This is a genomic window from Patescibacteria group bacterium (assembly GCA_040390045.1).
Taxonomy (GTDB): Bacteria; Patescibacteriota; Minisyncoccia; order Phycocordibacterales; family SIBU01; genus SIBU01.
In genome coordinates, this window is the sequence record JAZJZC010000004.1 from 31,778 (window position 1) to 50,917 (window position 19,140).

The window sequence follows — 19,140 nt, forward strand, 5'->3', positions numbered from 1 at the left end:
TTAATTAGATTTTACTTTGAGTTTAGTTTTTCGTCCCTTGTCGATTTTAGGCAATCGAATGAAAAGTAATCCATGTTTTTCGCTGGCCTCTGAAGTTTCTACATCAATTTCCTGTGGCAAAAGAATGGTTCTCGAAAATGAACCCCAATAGAGCTCTTTGGTAAAATAATCATCTTCCTTGACTTCTCTCGACTCCTCACGCGTTCCCTTTATTGAAACCATGTCGCGGTTGATTGAAATATCGAGATCTTCCGGTTTTACGCCAGCCACCATAGCCTTGATAATAATATCGTCAGGTCCTTGATAGACGTCGACGGTCAGTTGTCCTTCTTCTTGCTCATCTTCAAGCCACATTTCTTTCTCAGGTTTTTTTATTTTTTGGTGGGTTGGGGTGATTTCGACAGCTTCTTCCCGGTCATCCATGTGCATTGAACCCGTAAGTCTTTCAAAAAATGATTTTTTTTCTTTTGGCATAATAACAATAACGTGCGATTATTTGTAACTTTTTTATTTTAAAATTTTGATCCGCTAGCGTTTCTTAATTTGTTTAACCTTCTCAAATCCCGCTATCAGGAAAAGTATGGCAACCCAAACCAATGCGAATATCGCGAAAATGCTGGTACCCTGACTTTTCATTATATAGAGATTGAAAGTGGTGTGCAATAGGACAGCAATTGCGAGTCCGGCGAAGAAGCAGAGTTGCTTGTTGAGAAGACTTTTTTTAAATGTTTCAGCAATAAAAAATCCTAATATTCCAGAAGCGAGGACGTGCAGTAGTGAGGCGCCGATGAATCGTAAATTTCCTGTGACGAAACTTGAGCCCATGCCTCCATCTGTGATTGCCGATATCAAAAATAAAGTATTTTCCATGGCGGCAAAACCAAGCGCGGCGGTGACCATATATATGATGGCATCAACAGGTTCATCATATTCTTTTGTTTCCAAAGCAGAAAAGTAGGCGGCACCCCATTTAAAAGTTTCTTCAATCGTCGCCCATAAAAATACCATCAAAAAAACCTGCGATGCAAAGTGGGATTCAATAATTTGCTCAAGTGGCAATACAAGTGGTACCGCAACCATTCCGGCAAGAAACGTGCCAATAATCATACCTCTGGGCTCAGGGTGTGCTCTGTCTTCGTGAAGCCAAAACCACAGCCATAGTAATGCTGGGAGAAATCCTCCCGAAAGAGCGAAGAAGATTGTTTGTGGTGTAGGGATCATGGTGAGAGAAGTAAATTAGATGGTGGTAGGTAGTATGGTAGAGAAAGCATATTTAAATTTTGTCTACCGACTAATTACTACATACTAGTTACTGTTTGTGGCTGGCCATTGCTCGACAATAAGCAGATTTTTCTTTCCGAGCGGCATATCCTTCCAAATTTCTTCAGTCACAAACGGCATGAAGGGATGCAGTACGATCAAAGTTTTTTTGAGGGTGTGGAGCAGGAATTGTTGCCGAGACATTTTTTCTTCCGGAGAATCGTTCAGCAAAATTTCCTTACTCTCCTCTATAATTTTATCAGCAAACTCGTGCCAAATATAGTGGTATAACTTTTCCACAGCCAAGTAGAAACGGAATTCATCCATGTCTTTGGTTATATCCACGATCAATTCGTGGCGGATTTTTCTTAATTCTGCGTCTTTAGGTGAATATTTTTCAAAACTGGTCTCATAAGTAACTCCCTGGGTATTTTCCAATATAAAACGAGCCATGTTCCAAATTTTATTGGAGAAATTTTTGTAGCCGCGAATTTTATCTTCAGAAAGCGAAAGGGAAGTCCCTGGGGTATTTCCGGCAACGAGACCGATGCGTAGCGCGTCAGTACCAAATTTTTCGATTAAGCCCAAGGGGTTGATAACATTTCCCTTGCTCTTGCTCATCTTCTGACCCTTAGCATCGTTGACCAGGCCGTGCAGATACACGGTGTGAAAGGGTAGCTCGTTCGCGAGATATAAACCAAAAATAACCATTCTTGGTATCCATTTAAAAATAAGATCGGATCCGCTCTCCATAACATCTGTCGGATAAAACTTTTTAAAATCTTTACCATCAGGAAATCCAAGAGTAACGAGTGGCCACTGTCCTGAAGAAAACCAAGTATCAAAAGTGTCAGTGTCCTCTCGCACAGAGCCGGCGCACTTTGTACATTTTTGTATCGAATTATCCAAATCAGCCATGCCGTGTCCACAGTTGGTACAAATTTTGGCTGGGATTTTAATACCCCAAACAATTTGGCGGGAGATATTCCAGTCAATGGTGTTGTTCATCCAGTACAGGAAAATTTTTCGGTAATTGTCAGGGACAAAGGTAATTTTTTTCGCTTCAACTGCTTCGGCCGCTTTTTGTGCAAGCGGTTTCATTTTAACAAACCACTGAGGTGAAATCTGTGGCTCAATGGCTGTCTCACATTTGTAGCACACGGGCACATTGTGTACATAATTTTCATCTACCTTTACCAAAAGCCCCTTTGATTTTAACTTTTCAACAATTTTTGGACGAGCTTCGGCAATTTTCATTCCAGCAAATTCTCCCGCGATTGGCAAAAGTTTTCCACGCAAATCAATGACTTGTTCCTTCGGAAGATTATGTCGTTCAGCAATTTCAAAGTCGATGGCGGTGTGCCATGGTGTGATAGTCATGACGCCAGAACCCATTTCCATGTCTATGGCTTTGTCTTTGATAACCGTAGCAGTAATTGGGCCGTTGATCCACTCAAGTTCAAAAGTTTGGCCATGCGAATACTTGGCATATCGCGCATCATCGGGATGCATCACAACATACTTATCTCCAAATTTTGTTTCGGGACGAGTGGTACCAATCACGAAAGGCCCGTATTGAAAATAATAAAATGGATCTTTTCGTTCTTTGTTTTCTGTCTCTACATCGGAGAGGGAAGTTGCATGTTTGGAACACCAGTTTACGATTCGTTCTCCACGATAAATCAAACCATCGTCGTACATTTTCTTAAAAGTTTGGTGAACAGTTTTGATTACATCGGGATCAAGGGTAAATTTTTCTCGTGACCAATCACACGATGCACCCATGCTTCGTATTTGTGATTTTATATTTTTTGAATTCTCGACGGTGAAAGCCAAGATTTCTTTGTACAACTCAGCCGGATCCATGCCGAAACGCGATCTGCCTTCTTTTTCAAGTTGTTTTTCATACACAACTTGTGTTTCAAAACCGGCATGATCAAGTCCGGGAAGCCAAAGCGCTTTGTACCCTGACATTCTTTTATATCGTGTCATAATGTCCTCGATGGTCATTACGAGAGCATGGCCGGCATGGAGGTTACCGTTGGCGTTGGCTGGCGGCATGATGATGGTAAAGCTTTTAGCTGAGAGCTTAGAGCTGTTAGCTTTTGGGAGATTGTCAGGATTAAAAAAACCACTATCCTCCCAGGTTTTATAGGTACGAGATTCCACTTCAAGTGGGTTGTAGGGTTTTAGGAATTTTTCGGGAATGGACATGGGGAAATCATACCAAAAATGGAGTCGTTCGGGTAGTTCTCTTCACTAAAGCGCTCCGCACTCTCAAAAATCAAGAAAATTTCTTAACGGAAAATGAAAAACTCACCCCTCGAAGCTCTGGGTTCAAACAATTTCATTTTCCTAAAATTTTCTGATTTTTTACGATTGCTACGCTAACTCGTTCAGAGAACCACCCTCACTAAAATATTCCGATAAGAATCGTCATAGAAAAAGAAGCTAAGCCTGACTTTTTTTGAGTGGCGACACGTCCGGTTATCCGCTATAATTATTCTCATGAAGAGCTTCAGCCTCAAATTTTTGGACATTATGATTGGTATTGTTTTGGGACTCGGCTTTCAATGGTGGCCGTCGCTTAAAGAGCCCTGGCAATTTTTGGCGTTTGTGTTCGTATATTTGGACGTCGTTGATTACTGGATTGACTACGGCCCTTCGCTTAAAAAGTTTCCACCCAAACGAGAAATTGATGTCATGCTTGATGTTGCCATCATGTTTTCTTTGTTTTTGTACATCTACGCAACCCAATTAACCCCGGTTCATTTTTTCGCGTCGTTCGTAGTGTTTCGAGTTCTCGATTTCTTCTGGCTTTTAAGTTCTAAGTATGAATATCATCCTACAGGTACAGACAAATCATTTATTGATAGTTGGTTGACCTTCAACCTTGTGGAAAGTTTTGTGGCGGTAACTTTAATTGCACTTACAACTTTCACCGAATTATCTTCTTTGGTTTTAATTTCCACTTTTATAGTTTTTCGAATTTTTATTCGAGTTATTGCGACATGGCGTTACAAAAAAGTTCATTTTACTTAAACTGTTGGCGTTGAAGGAAAGCTTAAATTTCCATTTGCCTTAATATCCAAAAGTCCTGTAGTTTCAGTGACCGACTTTGTTCGATTAAAATATCCCGCGATAGCGATCATCAAAGCGTTGTCGGTTGAGTGAGAAATTTCGGGTAGGTGAAGCGTAACATTTTTTTCAATGGTTAATTTTTGAAAAGAGGAGCGGATATTTTTGTTTGCCACAACGCCGCCGCCCAAAATCAAGGTTTCAATGCCATACAGATCGATAGCTTTTCTGACTTTTTCAATAACCACTTCTGTCGCCGCATCTTCAAATTCCCTGGCAATGGCCATTTTATTATCCTCAGAAAGTGGCTGAGGTAATTTTTGAGTTAAGTACAAAACAGCGGTTTTTAATCCCGAAAAGGAAAAATCTAGGTTGTCGCTTTTCAACATTGGTCTCGGAAGAGAGAAGCTGTCAGCTGTCAGCTGTTGGCTTCTAGCTTTTTCTGCCAAAGCGGAAATCTGTGGCCCGCCCGGATAGGGAAGTCCTAAAATTCGAGCCACTTTATCAAAGGCTTCACCGATAGCGTCGTCGCGTGTTCGGCCAACGATTTCGTAATTCAGCCAATCCCTTACTAAAACTAATTCCGTGTGTCCTCCGCTTATAAGCAAGGCAAGCGCGGGCAAGCTTAAAGCTTTAAGCTGATAGCTGTTAGCTTGCACATCTTGATTTCTTTGCTGCAAAGAAATCAAGATGTGCCCCTCCATATGATTCGTGGCAACCACAGGAATATCCCACGCCACAGAAAGCGCTTTAGCAAAATTTACTCCTACCCAAAGCGCTGGTTCAAGTCCCGGGCCGTACGTAACAGCAATCAAATCAATTGCTGGTTTTTTGGCTGTTGGAAGAAAATCTAAAAGTTGTTTTAATAATTCCGGTTCGCGATCTAAAACAGTTGCAAGTGAATCTAGTTTTGAGTTTGTTTCTCCTGAATCAGAAAAACCCGATTCTTCCAAAACTTTTTTTAGTAACGGAGTCAGGTTTTTTCCGTGCTCTCGTTTCGCAACCATCGGGAAAACACCACCATACTGAGTGTGGATGGCAATTTGTGACAGCACTGCATTAGCCAAAATTTTAATTTGGGTGCCTTGTTCATTTTCCGTAACATCAATAATGCTCAGTGCGGTTTCGTCACAGCTGGTTTCAATACCAAGGATAATCATAAAAATTTATTAGGCACGATAAACGTTATGCCAGCACTTCTCGCCCCGTACTGAGAAATTCTGATTTCTCTAGTACTAGGGTCGTCGCAAGAGGTTTCAATACCTAAAATTATCATAGACCACACAATAGCAGTTTTTAGCTATTTTGAAAGTTTTTAAACAGCGGTCCGTACATATCATCTTTCGGTGGAATTTGTAGTTCTTTTGGATTAACTTTTTCGCAAAAATCAATTGATGCGCCTGTAATGACTGCAAGTGGTTGTTGCTCTGCGCCTTCACCCATCAAAAATACTGCCGCAGTAGCTAAACTGTCAGCCACGTTGGTTTGAGAAAAAATAAATTTTCGGCCGAAGATGTCTGACTTGCCTCGGTAGTCTTTAGTTCCGTGAAAACCTGCGTACCCGAGGGCAATTCCAACCACCCCCGCGCGCAAAGGCTGCGTATGACTATCGGTGATTAGAACACCAAGATTTTTGACTTTGTATTGTTTCCGTAATTTCAGACGGAGCGCATCTGCAGACTTGAAACTATTTTTTGGTAGAAGAATAAGTTTGCCCCTTGCATTTGATTCATCAATTCCCGCGTTGGCCATGAGGATTCCATCCTTGAGTGTCAGCCAAACATGTTTAGTTTTGACCGCAATGCTACTTTCAGAACGAATTAATTTTTCTTTCGCCGTTGAGTTTTTTAGCGTCGTCGTGCGACGCTCAGCTAACGCCACAATTTTTGAAGTAACGACAATGACAGATTTTTCCGGAACATGTTTGATATTTTGAGTGACAAAGTTGAAGAGGTCATCACCCTCACTAAAAACTTTTGTTTTAATTGCTTTGACTATCATGTTTTTCTGCGTCGATTGTTTTTTCTTTCAGTAAACGAATTCCAATGTAGGAAAGTGGAGAATACAAAGCTCCCATGGCAACTTTGTACAACCACCAGGAAAGAATGATGCTAATGAGTGTTTTGGTTGAATAGACTCCCGCGAAGGCGATGACCATGAAGATAGCTGAGTCGAGCAGTTGTGACCAGAGATTTGAAAGAAACGAACGAAGCCAAAAAGATTTGACGCCAAACTTTTCTTGGAAGAAGAAAAATGACAAGACGTCTTGATATTCAGCGATTAAGAATGCCACAAGTGACGCGATACTGATTCTCGCGGAAAGACCGAACATCAGGTTATAACCCTCTTTGGCCCACAAGCCCTCGCTTGACCAGGGCATGGCGAGAGAAATAAAAGAGTAGATAATAAATAGCGCAGTGCTCACAAATCCCGCGAGGACGAAAAATTTAGCGATTTTCTTTCCGTACACTTCACCAATGACGTCGGTCATCAGAAAGACAACAGGGAAGGAAAATACAGCTACCGATAAATGCGAACCAAAAAGAAATGGCATAATTTTGAGCCCCAAAGTATTGGCGGCGAAGAGGGAAGTAAGATAGATGGTGAGTGCGATTATTATTTTTTTGAATGATTGTTCGGTGAGTTGAAGCATGGGGAAGGGGTTAGGTTATAGGGAGGAGAAGGGGTTAGTAAAAAACAAATGCAGTTTTACTGAAAGCTCGACCATGTTTGGATTTGTTTGTTGTTTAACATGATGTTGAAAATAAGTTTCAATCGTAGCACGCCTCAAATTCACTTTCAATTATTTGCAAGAAAAAACCACTAGCAAAAAGTAGTGGTTACAATAGTAGCAGTTTCTTCGCATGTTTTGCACACCCCGGTTACTCCAAGGATCGCCTTGTCCTCGCAATTAAAACATTCACCGATTATAAGTATTGCCGTGCAATCCCGGCAGATCGGGCTTCCCTCGTCCGTTCGAGCTACAGCGATTTTGATTTCGCCGCAATTCGAACACAGCTCGGGTTGTAAACGACCAAGTGTGCGTGTTTTGCGTCTACAGTAATTACAGATAGGTTTATCACCTCTCGATGCCGCTTTTGAGATCCAAACCTCACAGCAACAGGAGCAGAGTCTGGGGTTGGGTGGATGTTTCAGGTAGCATGTACCACAAATCGCGGCACCATCTTCTGTACGTCGATTGACACGTCTGACTAGCATGCATTTCGAGCAGGTCTCATAATTGACGGGATCCTTATAGTAACAGCTTGCACAAATTGGCCCTGTACCTTCAATGTGTTGAGTCACGAAGCGAAGATTGCCACATCTTGAGCAGTTTTCTTTGTGCGCGCGAGTACGATAGTATTCTTTCGAACGGCAAGCAACACAGATGAAGTTGCCGGTTTCTCTTTTTTTGCTACCTTTTTTCTTCTTGTTGCAAACTGAACAAATTGCTTCCATTTTGACTCCTTACTATTAAGTTTCAAACCCTTGAGACGCCTCAAGGTCAATACTTTTTCTCGGCGGACAATAACATCATGCGAGGCTTGCGTCAATTTTTCTCAACATCTTTTTTCAACATTGCTCGTCGAATCATAAGCATCACGCTAAAGGCTAGGTTGGCAAGTACCCAAGTAATTGGATACAGCAGTGTGAGAATATTAAATTGCTGCAATGCAAAAATACTCAAGCCGTGGCGAATAGTAGTTATCTGATACATAAATAAGGTTTCAGAGTGAGGTTCCTTCCAGGATTTTCGTATGGTTGGGAAAAAACCAAAAACATCGGTTGAAACGATAAGGATAACGGACAATACCGGTTGTTTTGCAAAAATCCAAAGAGCCAAAGAAGTAAGAGCGAGAAAGAGAAAAGCCAAATCTAGTTTGGTAATCTCTTTATTTCCATTTCGTATAGAAAGTAGAAGAACTATAAAACAAATAGTCGCGGTGACACCAGTTGTCCACGCTCCAACTCCAGCACCACCGCTAATTTGCAGAGCCCAAGAAATAGTAACAGCGAGAGTCCACACGAGCCAGGAGAAAATATGCGGGACCGTTTTTCCTTTTACAGTGTCACGAATATACGGAGCGTATCCGACAAAGACAAGCGTGACTGCGACCAAGCTAATAATAATTTTGTAGTCCATTTTATAAAGGCGGAGGAGGGGGTGAGATTAGGTCACAAGTATTTTCTTGCTAGAAAATCTTGCGACCCCGCCTCGCGCCGTCGCGCTCCGGCTTTCGAATCCCCCTCCTTGCTCGCAATGATGAACTGCTCGGACTTCGTTTAGAAGTCCTTACAGCTCATTGCGGAGGAGGGGAGATTCGAACTCCCGAGGAGCTTTCGCCCCTGCCGGTTTTCGAAACCGGTACATTCAACCGCTCTGCCACTCCTCCGTGGATTGTGTGGATAATGCTAACACTTTTTGCTAATTTTACAAAAAATGTTATTATTTCCTCGTCTTTAATATGTTCCATGTTTTATGTTTATGGTTCATGTTCTTGGCTCTATCGTCTAATGGTTAGGACACGGCCTTTTCAAGGCTGGAATCGGGGTTCGACTCCCCGTAGAGTCACAAAAATAATGAGGGCGTTGCGAAGCAATGACGGATTTTATTTTTGTAGACACTGCGGGGAGTCGAAGGACGGAGCGGAATGAGACTCAGCAGAGTCGAACCGCGAGTCGGGGTCGCGGAAATTTCTGAGCGAGGGCGAAGAAATTATCTGTGACCGAAAGCGTACTCGCGGCTCCCAGTTAAGGTCACAAAAGCGGTTTCTAATTAGTTTTAACTTAATCACAAAAATGCCCAACGATTTTGAAAAACAACAGCCAGCAGAAATACCTCACAACCCGTTTAATACCAGTTCTGGCTTAACTCATGACTATGCAAACAATCTTCTCATTCTCGAGATGCGTATAGCCTCTTTTGACGAAAGTTCTCAGGAAGCAACAAAAAAATTTCATGAATTAGAGATTTTAAAATATTCACAAGAAAACCCTGCTTCTCGTTTTCCTGGCGCGTATAATGATAAAACAAGACCAATTATCGAAGAACTAGATGGCTTAACTGAAAAATTAAATTTAGCCGTTAAGCGAGAAAAGATAGAGGTAGCGGAACTCGAAGATATTTATAACCGAATGTCGGAATTAATATTTGGTAATGATCGATTTCACTATGTGGATTGGACAGGGAGAGGTTTGCATAAACCAAAGCCTCAACCTAAGAAACCTCGTATAATCTAAACGTGCTTCAAACCCAATCAGTTCAATCCGCAAGACCTTGGTGTTTCGAGTTCGTGAAAGTAAAGAAGAAATCGTGGCAGACCCCATCTCTAAAGTCCATCCAAGCTATCGAATCATTACGGGAATATTGACTTCTGTATTTAATGTTGTATTGTAGTCACAGACCAGAATATCAAGCAGTGACTACTATGATAAAAATCTTTACCTGGGCGATCTCTTCTTTCATCCTTTGGGCCACGTACTTCCATCTCAATGCGTTGCCTGAAGTTCAGTTTGAGCTCAATCAGCCGGTAGACCGAGCTCACCTGACATGGTCAGTGGTCGCGGTCTGCGTCAGTCTCGTTTTCGGGGTGCTGATTACATTGGGCTGGCCTTTGTACGTCTTTTGGGATCGGGCCCAGGACAGATTGGCAAATGCGATAGCTCGGTTCATTTCCTGACTGCCCCAATTTCTGTGCACTCCCCATGCCGCCATGTGATCAATTGATCATACGGCGGTTTTTTTATTCCAATAACCAAGTGAGTGGTGGTTACATCGTTTAACCTTGTACTACTTTGCCGTTGTACTATAATTGTCAGCAATGAAAGTCACTGAGACAGCGGGTGGAATTGTGGTAAATAAAAATGGTGACGTTGCTATTGTCAGTAATCGAGGCGTTTCGTGGTCATTACCCAAAGGTAAAATTGATCAAGGAGAAACTGATTTGGCGGCGGCCATTCGCGAAATCTATGAAGAGACGGGGATTACTGATCCAACGCTTGTTCGCGATTTGGGAACGTATGAACGATATAAAAATGGTCCAGGCGGAACTGAAGATAAAAACGAATTAAAGAAAATTCACATTTTTTTATTTACTTCAACTAAAGAAAAATTACAGCCAGTTGATAGTCATAACCCTGAGGCTCGCTGGGTTACAAAGCTTCAAGCTCTAAAACTATTGACGCACGCTCGCGATCGGGATTTTTTCCAAGGTGTCATTGATTTGATATAGATTCTAACTTGGTGTAGATTGTTGGAGTAATAAGAGGCGGGGTGGTTTTTGTAACGTTAATATTTTGGGCGGTTAGCTCAGTTGGTAGAGCATCTCATTGACGTTGAGAGGGTCAGAGGTTCGAATCCTCTACCGCCCACATTGAGTCCACGAAATGTGGGCGGTAAGGAGGCAAATTGTTTTGCCTCCGTGAGGATTCGAACAGCGGAACCATGTTTTTTCAGCAGAAAAAACAGGTGAGCTGGTGTCCAGACCAAAGTGAGCGACGGCGAGCTTTGAGTCGCGGGCGAATCCTTTACTTCTACCGCCCACAAAATCAGAAATAAAGTTTGTCCTCGTCCTATCCCGTCTCGGACTACCTCGTCGGGTAATAGGCGAGGAACCGGGGCAAACTTTGTTGTAGATGTGTCGGCTCCGCCGATTCATGCGTGCGTTGCGGATTCATCCCCGCCACAGACGGACGGGTGTTCTCCGCAGTTACAATAAAAAACCTCCGCCTAAGCAGAGGTTGGGGACAGAGATTACAAGGTTTCGGCGAACCACACGTAACGCCCGGATTTTTGGGCGACAATACGGGTGCAGTGGCTCTCGGGGTCGCTATCCAATTTCAACCGGAGCGGCGCCACGTTGCGATGGTAGACAGTGCCGTACTTATAGGCGTTGGAGAGAAACACCGCGCCGGCCACATTTTTCAAGCGCTTAGTGTTGATCTCGAGTTGCCGTCGTCCAGCCCTTTTTTGCAGCGGACAAAGAACCAGCACGCGGTGCGCGCCGGTATTTGCTAGCAGGTCGCGGGGTGTGGTGATCGAGTGAACGGTCAGCTGGCTGCCGTTTTTGGCGAAGAACCTGACCATAGCCCCTTTTCCAAAAGGAACGCCCTTTTTTGTGGTCTGAAGTTCCCCAATTGCCTCGTGCAACGGACTCTTAGTGCTACCCATAGTTTCCTTTCCTGACAATGAAAAAACATTGCCATTTCTGCGTTTTTAGTGTCTTGTACTGCTACAAGTTAGTCTAACAGGGTTTATGGTTTGTGCAAGTTCAGAGTTAATTTTCTGATTCTTGAATCTTTCTACTGCGTGTGCAAATACATGTAAATATCCTCAAGAGCTTTGACGGCATCACCCGCGGCGATGTTGTTTTGGTGATAGAGTCCATTCGTACAATCCCCAGCACTCCATATACCACTGACAGAGGTTCTTTGGTTTCTAGGGTCAACCACGATTTGTCCTATTGCATCTCGTTCGACAAGGTTTGCAACCAAATCAGTCGATGGCACAGAACCCACTTCAACGAAAATACCTTGCGCGGGCAATTCAACAATTTTTCCTGTTTCTCTTTCTTTATACACGATCGCTTCAACAAATTTATCACCCTTCACTTCCAGAATTTCCGTATCAACAACTCCGCGCATTTTTGGATGGGAAAGAACTTTTTTAACAGTCACAGGATCAGCTCGGTATTCTTTGGAGCGTTGTAGCAAAACCACACTCTTAGCGTACGCCAAAAGTTGGGCGGCCGTTTCAAACCCAGCGTTGCCTCCTCCAATCACCACGACATCCATGTCAGCAAAAAGGGGACCGTCGCATGAAGCGCAATAGACAACACCCTTGTGTTCAAATTTGGCCGCGCCTGGAACTTCGAGTTGGCGGCGACGGCTTCCAGTAGAAATCAAAACAGTTTTGGCCTCAAAAGATTCATCTTCGAGTTTTATATTAAAACCGGTGGGGGATTTTTCAATGCTATTTACAAATTTCCCTTCGTGAATGTCGACGACATCCCCCGCGTAGGCTTTGAGATGTTCCTTGAGGGTTTCAGCGAGTTTGGTACCACTGATTGAAGGCGTGCCGATCCAGTTTTGAATATCACTTGAGACAGAGCTTTGGCCGCCAAATTCTTTAGCAACAAAAAGAGTCTTCAGGCGTTTGCGTGAAGCGTAGACACCCGCGGCGACAGCCGCGGGCCCGCCACCGATGATAGCCAAGTCATATTGGGTAGATTCAAGATTCATGATTTAAGATTAAAGAATAAAATATTTAAATGAATTATAGCAGGGCACATATTGTAACAGCAAACTGCCCAGTTTCGCAAAGCGAAACTGGGCAGTTCTTGAATCGTGAACCTGCCTACCGGCAGGCAGGTCCAAAATCTTGAATCACTTTTTGGCTCTGCGAAGAAAAGCCGGCACCGCACCCCAATCATCATCGTTGTCATCAACCACTTTCTTTTCTTCAACTTTCGGCGCAATTTCTTTTGGAGTAATCGGAGCGGTCATTGGATTGTAAATTTTACCCTTCTTTTCCTCAGCGGGAGAAGATGTGTCAGTTCCAAAGAGGCTTCGCTTGGCAACGGTCTCTGGAAATCCTGAAGCGATAACCGTAATTTTGATTTCACCTTTCTTGATTTTTTCATCACGAACGGTTCCGAAGATAACCTTTGCGTTTGGATCGATTGATTCCGTAATAACCTTAGCAGCATCCTGAATTTCAAACATGGTAAGGTCATCACCTCCTGCAATCGAGAAGAGAACTCCTTTGGCGCCGTGGATTGAAAGTTCAAGTAGGGGAGAGTTGATTGCATTTTTGGCAGCTTCTTCTGCGCGTTTTTCTCCAGATGCGGTACCGATGCCCATGAGCGCTGATCCAGCATTTTCCATGATCGATCGAATATCAGCGAAGTCGATGTTGATAACTCCAGGAGTGGTGATGAGGTCAGAAATACCCTCAACTGCTTGTTTCAAAATCTCATCACACATCGCAAACGCGGCGCGGGCAGTGGTTTCCTTGCTGATGGTTGAAAGAAGTCGGTCGTTTGGAATGATGATGATAGCGTCGACTGATTTTTTCAATTCTTCAAGACCTTGTTCGGCAAGTCGCATTCTCTGTGAACCCTCAAAGAAAAATGGTTTAGTAACAACAGCGACAGTGAGCGCGCCAATTTCTTTTGCGGTTTTAGCTACGACAGGGGATGCGCCAGTGCACGTGCCTCCTCCCATTCCTCCGGCGATGAAAACCATGTCAGCACCCTTGATCGCTTCCTGGATTTCCTCCTTGGTTTCTTCAACTGCGCGTTTACCGAGTTCGGCGTTCATACCAGTACCCAATCCACGAGTGAGATTTTTACCAATGTGAATTTTTTTCTTGGCGAGGGTGTTGTGCAAATCCTGCGCATCGGTGTTGACCGCAATAAATTCAACTCCTTTAACTTTGGAGTTAATCATGTGGTTGATGGCATTTTTTCCGGAACCACCAATACCTAAAACTTTTATTCGAGCGAATGTTTCAACTTCTGGTGCAATTTGGGGCATGGGATAAAAATTAAAGTTAAAATCTTAAAATTCAAAATACAGGAAGGTTGTTAAAAAGTCAAAGAAAATTTTAGTTTTTCGTTTTGAGCTTTTAGTTTCTCCATCATAGCAGAAAGGTTTAAATAAATACAAGCATTGACTATAGAAGGCATGTGTATTATAAGATAGCAAGCAAAATCAAGCTGAAAAGTGATTTTCTGCGAGTTCCAAAGGAAAATTATGGCATCGATAGGAATTAGAAAAATGCCGGTGAGGCTCAGCCTCGCGGTCCCCGGGGGTCTCCGCGAGAACAATCGCTTTGTCGTCTTCCGTTACTGTGAAGTGGCGGTTGAAATCCCAGAAGACAAAGATTGTGTTCTCTGCTACGAAATTAACGGTTTCAAGTGGGGTTTCAAACGTCAACGTGCAACCTGGGAGTGCGGATCCGAGATGTTTGAGGTTGTTTTGGTTCCAGAGAATCCGGCTGAGGCCCTAGACATTCTAAATGATCTTAGGAGCGTAGGCGGCTCGTCAAAATGGCATGAGACCCAATCTGTATCTCAGCTTAGCTAGGTTTCTAGCCCACCGTTGCTTCAAGCGACGGTGGGTTTTTTGTTTCTAAAATTTGGATTCAAAAATCAAAAGTTGACTATTCCAGATTTATGTATTATTGTTGATTTAGAGTCAATTTCACAATCAACAAGAAAGCTAGATGACCTCTAATTGCTATCTCTCAATCGTTCTTGCGAACGGAAACTCGTTTACTCCCGCGGAATCAGTGATCGAGCCGCTCTCATCGAAAACGGGTTCAATCACGCTCACATTCGGAACGAAAATTTTTACGTTCAACCAGAAAAGAGCGAAATTGGCTACCGGTGATGATGTGGTGCTTCAGCCTGTGATCGGCACCGACGAGGTGACTTTGGAAAGCTGCATCACGAGTAGCGGTGATTGGGTGTTGATTACTCCATCAATGCTGCCGGCTCTGCATCGATCTCCGTTGAGAGTTGTCACACGGAGGCATCGAGCTACTCGCTAAAGAAGTTTTTACTCCAAACTACGACAAATCGGTCGTAGTTTTTTAATATTAAAGCCCCCAAATTTTGCGGCAAAATTTGGGGGCCAACATCATTCTTGATTCTTGATTCTTGAATCTACAATTCCTACCTTAAATTTGAAAAATTTAAGGTAGGAATTGTTTGAGCCACCCCACAATATCCTTCCTAGCTTTTCTCGCAATTTTAATTCCACTGAGTTCAGAGTCGCCTTCATTTAATCCTAAGAGGCACAATCCAAACGCCACTGACCACGATGAGTCTTTGACTTGGCCTTTATTGCCATCGCCAAGATTGATGCTCGCAATTCGCGACGGTACCTTAAGCGCCGCTTTTGCTAAGTCTTCTATTGTTTCAATGCCCGAACTGCCACCAGTGATAATAATACCAGCTGGCAAAAGTCCGTTGCGGCCGATTTTTTTCAAGTGTGCTTCAATCAAATCAAAAATATCTGAAAGTCGCGCTGCAATTATTTCATCAAGTTTTTTCTTAGGATAGGAAACTCCTACAATCGCTCCGCGTTTAATATCCTCCGCTTCCTCGATTGGAATTCGCAGGCCGAGTGCAATGTCATTGGTCACATCATTGCCGCCGAGCGGGAAGACTTCAATAGAAATTGGAAAATTATTTTCAAACACGGCAATCGAGACAGTTTCAGAGCCAATGTTGGCAAGCACACACCCTGCCATTTTTTGAGTTTTTGAAAGCGTGACGAGGGATGCCGCAATCGGAGCCGCCACAACATCAATCGCCTCGACTCCAACTTCACCGATAGTTTCGATCAAATCGTTAAAATGATGTTCCAAAAAAGTAATGAAAAAAACTTTGGCCTCAAGCTTGGTGCCCTTCATGCCGGCCGGTTTGCCATACACCTGTTTTCCATCAACTTTAAATTGAATTGGAATCGTGTGAATGATTCTACGGTTCAAAGAAAAAGCCACAGGAATTTCCGCTTGGCTTACTTCAATTGATTTTTTAATATCCAAATCCGTAATTTCGCTATCGGCTCTTGAAATGATGACGGTCCCTGTGGTCGTGATGCCTGAGAGTCCCATGCCACCAATTGAAATGATGGCGCGAGTAATTTTTACACCCGAAGCTTTTTCAGCCTGATTTAAGGCGGAACGTAAACTTTTTACAGCCTCTTCTTGATTTAAAATATAACCTTGGCGTAGTCCGCGAGATTCAGAATATCCAACACCGATTATTTTCGGTAATTTTTTATCCAAATCTTTTTCATGCACGGTTTCAGCAACAACCACTTTGATTTGGTAAGAACCGATATCTATGCCGACTGATATGTTTCTGCTCATTTAGGATTATACGAAAATACGAATGAAAACGAATATACGAAATTATACGAAAAGACCCACATTAGAAAAAAGTTTTCGTAACTCTTCGTATTTTCGTAATTTTTTTCGTATCGATTAGATACCAAACTCGGCGCGGTACTTTCGTTCTAATGCTTCCATTCTACTACCATGATCCATTCCTTTCAAATGAACTAAACCGTGGATAAGAAGAAATCCCAGAAAATTTTCGAATTCTCGGTCGAATTTTTTGGCTTCAATTTTTGATTCATCGAGATTGATAAAAATTTCTCCTGAACTTTTTGAAAGAGGGAAGCTCAAGATGTCCGTGGCTTTATCGATTGAACGATAGATGCGATTTAACTTTCGGATTTCAGCTCGGGTTACAAATACGATACTTAAATCGTATGTTTCGCCAAGAACGGTATTTTTCATAGACGCAAAAGGCAAGCGCGGAAGCTTGCCTCTTGTCATGTTTGTAATTGAAATGTCTTGGTTTTTCACTAGGGCTCAAGGGGTATTTTCCTATCTACCCACTACCATACTATCTACATACTATCTGGTCTTTTCCTGCATTTTTCCGAGTTTAATAAGGAGATCAACCTCTTTACGTCGCACCAGTTTTTTTAAGGTCATTTTCTTTCGAGTTCCGACAGATTGATTGCGGTTTTTGTATCGAAGAGAACGAACACGAGGAAGTACGCCTGAGCCCTGGACGCGCTTAGTAAAGCGTCTGAGAACACCCATACTGTTTTCTGTTCCGGTTTTTGTGACTTCAACGTTGGTGGCCATGAAATAGTAGATTAGTAATTAGTAGATAGTTTGTAGACAAAATCCAAATTAGGATTGCAGTAGTCTACCAGAGGAATCTCAAAAACGCAATGGTTAATTAACCCGTACTGACCGCTTTTTGTTTTTTCCTAAAGCTATCAGCTGAAAGCTGTAAGCTTACAGCTTCTTCAGGTACTTCGGCAGATGTTCGATTTTAATGCTCTCCTGTGAGCGGTCGGTCATACAGCGCACAATCACCGTGTCCTCAAGCGCCTCCTTTTGTCCCATAATAAGAGTGTAGGGAATTCTCATATTTTCGGCGGAACTCAATTGCGAGACAAGTTTATCACGCGAAATGCCATGATGCATTGGAATTTTGGCTTGCCGGAGGATTTCGATAATTTTGAGACTTTTTAATTTGGCTTCAAATCCAAGTTGAATAAAATAAATTTTTGGTCGCAGGAATTTCAAATTTTTCTGGACGTTTTTCTCTTTAAATGTCAGTCGAACGCCAACGCCTGGGACATCGCGCTTCATACCGATTTTCTTGGCGATACTGGCGTAGCGCACACCAACGGCAAGCGGTACACAAACTTCTTTACTTTCCGCATCGTGAATTTCAAAAAGAGTTTGTGACGCGAAGGAGCGATTACCAACCAAAAAGTGATTTATCTCGTAGGGTATGTCGAGCATTTCCAAATATTCCAAAACTTCCTTAAAATGTACGCGGCTCGGCTCGGACAAGAAGTTCATTATCTTTGGAGAACTTTCTTTTAGGATTCTGCACTTTTCATTTTTGCACGAAAGAAGATCAAAGATATCTTTTTTCATCAGCTGGCGACAGTGGGCAGGGAGTTCGTCAATATTTTTTCGGTAGTAGGCAGTTAGTTCTCGCGCAAATCGTGCCACGGTATCTTTTTCTCCCATACTATTGATCTGGATGGACAAATTTTCGTACCCCTCTTCTTTGAGAATTTCCATCGTCGTTTTTATGAGTATGGCTTCCGCAATACTTTTTGCTGTACCCATAATTTCAAGTGAAACAACTCGTTCTTTCGCGCTACTTTTTTTGATGCCTTCTGGCAAAATTGGTTTTCCGAAATAGAGCATCAAAGGCTGTGGCAAATTTTGAAAATTTTTCTCGCCGTAAAGTCGCAGAAGTGCTACTCGTTCTAGAAGGCTGGTTTTGGTTGGTACATCGGGGACGTCTTTGTTTTTCGATTCAGAGTCCTGAAAACTTTTGGCTTTTTTTACATCTTCCTTTTTTATTTGAGGGACATCGAGAATAGTAAAGCCATAGTAGAGCGCTACTTCAGCTGGCAAGTCCAAGTTTTTGAACAAACAGGGATCAACTTTTTTATTTTTCATTTTTACCTTTTCTTTTGTTGCCATACGATTTGTAAAAATTATTCTCAGAAAGGTACCTAATGACTTTCTATTGTGTCAGCAAGATCGCCAGGGAAAATTGAAATCATGTTGAATGGGTAGAGTCGGAGAATCGGACGGCCAACAATATTTTTCTCATCAAGTGGACCCCAGCCACGTGAGTCGTAACTGACTGGTCGGTTGTCTCCTAGTACAAAATAATGAGTGTCATCAAGCACGTAGGTTTTTTTAACTTCAGGTTTATTGTTTAGTATCGAAGTTTGGTCTAAAGTGAAGCCGTTCGGGTGCTCGGTGTTTTGTATCGTGATCGTCGTGCCCTCCATTGTGATCGTTTCTCCCGGCAAGCCGATAATTCTTTTGATCAAATATTTTTTTTCTTGGGGTTGACTGAAAATAATCACCTCGCCGCGTTTTGGTTTCTGAAAATGGTAACTAATCTCATCAGCAATCAAGTATTGATTGTTCAAAAAGGTCGGATCCATCGAGGGTCCTGACACCAAAAACGGTTGAGCAACAAAAAATCTAATTGGAAGAATGATGAGCGCGGTCAAAACTGCAAATTTTACGACATCGAGCCAAGATTCTTTTGGTTTGCCGGAAATATTTTCGTGCGCAGGAGAAGATTGAGAAGAAATTTTATTTTCAGGAACTTTTTCAAAAGTTTTTTCGTTCTCTTCGATCATGATGATTGAATTCTAGTACGTCTCATCGCTTGACACAAGAGTTTTTGTTGTGTTGTGACGCATTTTTTGCGAATTTTTAAT

Annotated in this window: 22 protein-coding genes and 3 tRNA genes; 8 read left to right on the plus strand and 17 right to left on the minus strand. The window is 42.6% G+C overall.

From position 1 onward, the window contains the following. The 3 genes from V4467_03790 to V4467_03800 form a co-directional block, all read right to left on the minus strand. Entirely contained in the window at positions 1 to 474 is a 474-nt protein-coding gene (locus tag V4467_03790; protein ID MES2088083.1) for an Hsp20/alpha crystallin family protein, read from the minus strand. Positions 475 to 528: 54 nt separating this feature from the next. After that, positions 529 to 1,221, minus strand: coding sequence for a PrsW family glutamic-type intramembrane protease (locus V4467_03795; GenBank protein ID MES2088084.1), 693 nt, complete (start codon positions 1,219 to 1,221; stop codon positions 529 to 531). Between the two features lie 84 nt (positions 1,222 to 1,305). After that, entirely contained in the window at positions 1,306 to 3,474 is a 2,169-nt protein-coding gene (locus tag V4467_03800; GenBank protein MES2088085.1) for a valine--tRNA ligase, read from the minus strand. A 294-nt stretch (positions 3,475 to 3,768) separates the two neighbouring features. On the opposite strand from V4467_03800, the gene V4467_03805 reads away from it, so the two are divergent. Further along, entirely contained in the window at positions 3,769 to 4,302 is a 534-nt protein-coding gene (locus V4467_03805; protein MES2088086.1) for a hypothetical protein, read from the plus strand. Here the strand turns inward: V4467_03805 and V4467_03810 are convergent. From V4467_03810 to V4467_03835, 6 genes are all read right to left on the minus strand, one after another. Further along, complete coding sequence (locus tag V4467_03810) at positions 4,299 to 5,498, minus strand: tRNA (adenosine(37)-N6)-threonylcarbamoyltransferase complex transferase subunit TsaD (protein ID MES2088087.1); 1,200 nt, start codon at positions 5,496 to 5,498, stop codon at positions 4,299 to 4,301. The two genes, V4467_03805 and V4467_03810, sit on opposite strands and share 4 nt — an antisense overlap. A 136-nt stretch (positions 5,499 to 5,634) precedes the next feature. Further along, on the minus strand, positions 5,635 to 6,339 hold the full coding sequence (locus V4467_03815; protein MES2088088.1) for a coenzyme F420-0:L-glutamate ligase: 705 nt from the start codon (positions 6,337 to 6,339) through the stop codon (positions 5,635 to 5,637). Further along, on the minus strand, positions 6,320 to 6,991 hold the full coding sequence (locus V4467_03820) for a queuosine precursor transporter (GenBank protein ID MES2088089.1): 672 nt from the start codon (positions 6,989 to 6,991) through the stop codon (positions 6,320 to 6,322). The genes V4467_03815 and V4467_03820 overlap by 20 nt, the downstream gene beginning before the upstream one ends. 649 nt (positions 6,992 to 7,640) lie before the next feature. Beyond that, positions 7,641 to 7,892 (minus strand): hypothetical protein, encoded by a 252-nt coding sequence (locus tag V4467_03825; protein ID MES2088090.1) that lies wholly within the window; start codon positions 7,890 to 7,892, stop codon positions 7,641 to 7,643. Continuing rightward, positions 7,889 to 8,482, minus strand: coding sequence for a hypothetical protein (locus tag V4467_03830; protein MES2088091.1), 594 nt, complete (start codon positions 8,480 to 8,482; stop codon positions 7,889 to 7,891). The genes V4467_03825 and V4467_03830 overlap by 4 nt, the downstream gene beginning before the upstream one ends. Before the next feature lie 163 nt (positions 8,483 to 8,645). Continuing rightward, positions 8,646 to 8,732 (minus strand) — tRNA-Ser (locus V4467_03835). A 107-nt stretch (positions 8,733 to 8,839) separates the two neighbouring features. Between V4467_03835 and V4467_03840 the strand changes: the two genes are divergently transcribed. The 5 genes from V4467_03840 to V4467_03860 all read left to right on the plus strand — a co-directional run bounded on the left by V4467_03840 (position 8,840) and on the right by V4467_03860 (position 10,710). After that, a tRNA-Glu gene (locus V4467_03840) sits at positions 8,840 to 8,911 on the plus strand. Positions 8,912 to 9,138: 227 nt separating this feature from the next. Continuing rightward, positions 9,139 to 9,579: a hypothetical protein gene (locus V4467_03845; GenBank protein ID MES2088092.1), complete on the plus strand. Its 441-nt coding sequence runs from the start codon at positions 9,139 to 9,141 to the stop codon at positions 9,577 to 9,579. 188 nt (positions 9,580 to 9,767) lie between these two features. Continuing rightward, complete coding sequence (locus V4467_03850) at positions 9,768 to 10,019, plus strand: hypothetical protein (protein ID MES2088093.1); 252 nt, start codon at positions 9,768 to 9,770, stop codon at positions 10,017 to 10,019. Between the two features lie 141 nt (positions 10,020 to 10,160). Beyond that, positions 10,161 to 10,571, plus strand: coding sequence for an NUDIX domain-containing protein (locus V4467_03855; protein ID MES2088094.1), 411 nt, complete (start codon positions 10,161 to 10,163; stop codon positions 10,569 to 10,571). 66 nt (positions 10,572 to 10,637) lie between these two features. Beyond that, positions 10,638 to 10,710, plus strand: a tRNA-Val gene (locus tag V4467_03860). A gap of 382 nt (positions 10,711 to 11,092) precedes the next feature. On the opposite strand, the gene V4467_03865 is transcribed toward V4467_03860, so the two are convergent. The 3 genes from V4467_03865 to ftsZ form a co-directional block, all read right to left on the minus strand. Beyond that, positions 11,093 to 11,425, minus strand: a complete 333-nt coding sequence (locus V4467_03865; protein MES2088095.1) for a hypothetical protein — start codon at positions 11,423 to 11,425, stop codon at positions 11,093 to 11,095. Positions 11,426 to 11,640: 215 nt separating this feature from the next. After that, the gene (locus V4467_03870) at positions 11,641 to 12,579 is read right to left on the minus strand and encodes an FAD-dependent oxidoreductase (GenBank protein ID MES2088096.1); all 939 of its coding nucleotides are present in this window, start codon (positions 12,577 to 12,579) and stop codon (positions 11,641 to 11,643) included. 144 nt (positions 12,580 to 12,723) lie between these two features. Next, positions 12,724 to 13,875: a cell division protein FtsZ gene (gene ftsZ / locus V4467_03875; GenBank protein ID MES2088097.1), complete on the minus strand. Its 1,152-nt coding sequence runs from the start codon at positions 13,873 to 13,875 to the stop codon at positions 12,724 to 12,726. A 219-nt stretch (positions 13,876 to 14,094) separates the two neighbouring features. On the opposite strand from ftsZ, the gene V4467_03880 reads away from it, so the two are divergent. Both V4467_03880 and V4467_03885 read left to right on the plus strand, forming a co-directional pair. Continuing rightward, complete coding sequence (locus tag V4467_03880) at positions 14,095 to 14,427, plus strand: hypothetical protein (protein ID MES2088098.1); 333 nt, start codon at positions 14,095 to 14,097, stop codon at positions 14,425 to 14,427. Between the two features lie 139 nt (positions 14,428 to 14,566). Continuing rightward, positions 14,567 to 14,893, plus strand: coding sequence for a hypothetical protein (locus V4467_03885; GenBank protein MES2088099.1), 327 nt, complete (start codon positions 14,567 to 14,569; stop codon positions 14,891 to 14,893). Between the two features lie 144 nt (positions 14,894 to 15,037). On the opposite strand, the gene ftsA is transcribed toward V4467_03885, so the two are convergent. The 5 genes from ftsA to lepB all read right to left on the minus strand — a co-directional run bounded on the left by ftsA (position 15,038) and on the right by lepB (position 19,059). Then, complete coding sequence (gene ftsA, locus V4467_03890; GenBank protein ID MES2088100.1) at positions 15,038 to 16,222, minus strand: cell division protein FtsA; 1,185 nt, start codon at positions 16,220 to 16,222, stop codon at positions 15,038 to 15,040. A 114-nt stretch (positions 16,223 to 16,336) separates the two neighbouring features. Beyond that, positions 16,337 to 16,654: an rRNA maturation RNase YbeY gene (gene ybeY / locus V4467_03895; protein MES2088101.1), complete on the minus strand. Its 318-nt coding sequence runs from the start codon at positions 16,652 to 16,654 to the stop codon at positions 16,337 to 16,339. A gap of 120 nt (positions 16,655 to 16,774) precedes the next feature. Then, on the minus strand, positions 16,775 to 17,011 hold the full coding sequence (locus V4467_03900; GenBank protein ID MES2088102.1) for a hypothetical protein: 237 nt from the start codon (positions 17,009 to 17,011) through the stop codon (positions 16,775 to 16,777). Positions 17,012 to 17,167: 156 nt separating this feature from the next. Beyond that, a complete protein-coding gene (locus tag V4467_03905) occupies positions 17,168 to 18,382 on the minus strand; it encodes a His/Gly/Thr/Pro-type tRNA ligase C-terminal domain-containing protein (protein MES2088103.1) in 1,215 nt (404 codons plus the stop codon). Between the two features lie 32 nt (positions 18,383 to 18,414). Beyond that, the gene (gene lepB, locus V4467_03910) at positions 18,415 to 19,059 is read right to left on the minus strand and encodes a signal peptidase I (GenBank protein ID MES2088104.1); all 645 of its coding nucleotides are present in this window, start codon (positions 19,057 to 19,059) and stop codon (positions 18,415 to 18,417) included. Positions 19,060 to 19,140 lie beyond the last annotated feature (81 nt).

Excerpts from the sequence above, each read along its gene's own strand:
- V4467_03900 (MES2088102.1), bottom strand. The coding sequence starts at position 17,011 with ATGGCCACCAACGTTGAAGTCACAAAAACCGGAACAGAAAACAGTATG.
- V4467_03905 (MES2088103.1), bottom strand. The coding sequence starts at position 18,382 with ATGGCAACAAAAGAAAAGGTAAAAATGAAAAATAAAAAAGTTGATCCC.
- V4467_03790 (MES2088083.1), bottom strand. The coding sequence starts at position 474 with ATGCCAAAAGAAAAAAAATCATTTTTTGAAAGACTTACGGGTTCAATG.
- V4467_03880 (MES2088098.1), top strand. The coding sequence starts at position 14,095 with ATGGCATCGATAGGAATTAGAAAAATGCCGGTGAGGCTCAGCCTCGCG.
- V4467_03885 (MES2088099.1), top strand. The coding sequence starts at position 14,567 with ATGACCTCTAATTGCTATCTCTCAATCGTTCTTGCGAACGGAAACTCG.
- V4467_03865 (MES2088095.1), bottom strand. The coding sequence starts at position 11,425 with ATGGTCAGGTTCTTCGCCAAAAACGGCAGCCAGCTGACCGTTCACTCG.
- V4467_03795 (MES2088084.1), bottom strand. The coding sequence starts at position 1,221 with ATGATCCCTACACCACAAACAATCTTCTTCGCTCTTTCGGGAGGATTT.
- V4467_03855 (MES2088094.1), top strand. The coding sequence starts at position 10,161 with ATGAAAGTCACTGAGACAGCGGGTGGAATTGTGGTAAATAAAAATGGT.
- V4467_03805 (MES2088086.1), top strand. The coding sequence starts at position 3,769 with ATGAAGAGCTTCAGCCTCAAATTTTTGGACATTATGATTGGTATTGTT.
- ybeY (MES2088101.1), bottom strand. The coding sequence starts at position 16,654 with ATGAAAAATACCGTTCTTGGCGAAACATACGATTTAAGTATCGTATTT.
- V4467_03845 (MES2088092.1), top strand. The coding sequence starts at position 9,139 with ATGCCCAACGATTTTGAAAAACAACAGCCAGCAGAAATACCTCACAAC.
- V4467_03820 (MES2088089.1), bottom strand. The coding sequence starts at position 6,991 with ATGCTTCAACTCACCGAACAATCATTCAAAAAAATAATAATCGCACTC.
- V4467_03800 (MES2088085.1), bottom strand. The coding sequence starts at position 3,474 with ATGTCCATTCCCGAAAAATTCCTAAAACCCTACAACCCACTTGAAGTG.
- lepB (MES2088104.1), bottom strand. The coding sequence starts at position 19,059 with ATGATCGAAGAGAACGAAAAAACTTTTGAAAAAGTTCCTGAAAATAAA.
- V4467_03815 (MES2088088.1), bottom strand. The coding sequence starts at position 6,339 with ATGATAGTCAAAGCAATTAAAACAAAAGTTTTTAGTGAGGGTGATGAC.
- V4467_03850 (MES2088093.1), top strand. The coding sequence starts at position 9,768 with ATGATAAAAATCTTTACCTGGGCGATCTCTTCTTTCATCCTTTGGGCC.
- ftsA (MES2088100.1), bottom strand. The coding sequence starts at position 16,222 with ATGAGCAGAAACATATCAGTCGGCATAGATATCGGTTCTTACCAAATC.
- ftsZ (MES2088097.1), bottom strand. The coding sequence starts at position 13,875 with ATGCCCCAAATTGCACCAGAAGTTGAAACATTCGCTCGAATAAAAGTT.
- V4467_03810 (MES2088087.1), bottom strand. The coding sequence starts at position 5,498 with ATGATTATCCTTGGTATTGAAACCAGCTGTGACGAAACCGCACTGAGC.
- V4467_03870 (MES2088096.1), bottom strand. The coding sequence starts at position 12,579 with ATGAATCTTGAATCTACCCAATATGACTTGGCTATCATCGGTGGCGGG.
- V4467_03830 (MES2088091.1), bottom strand. The coding sequence starts at position 8,482 with ATGGACTACAAAATTATTATTAGCTTGGTCGCAGTCACGCTTGTCTTT.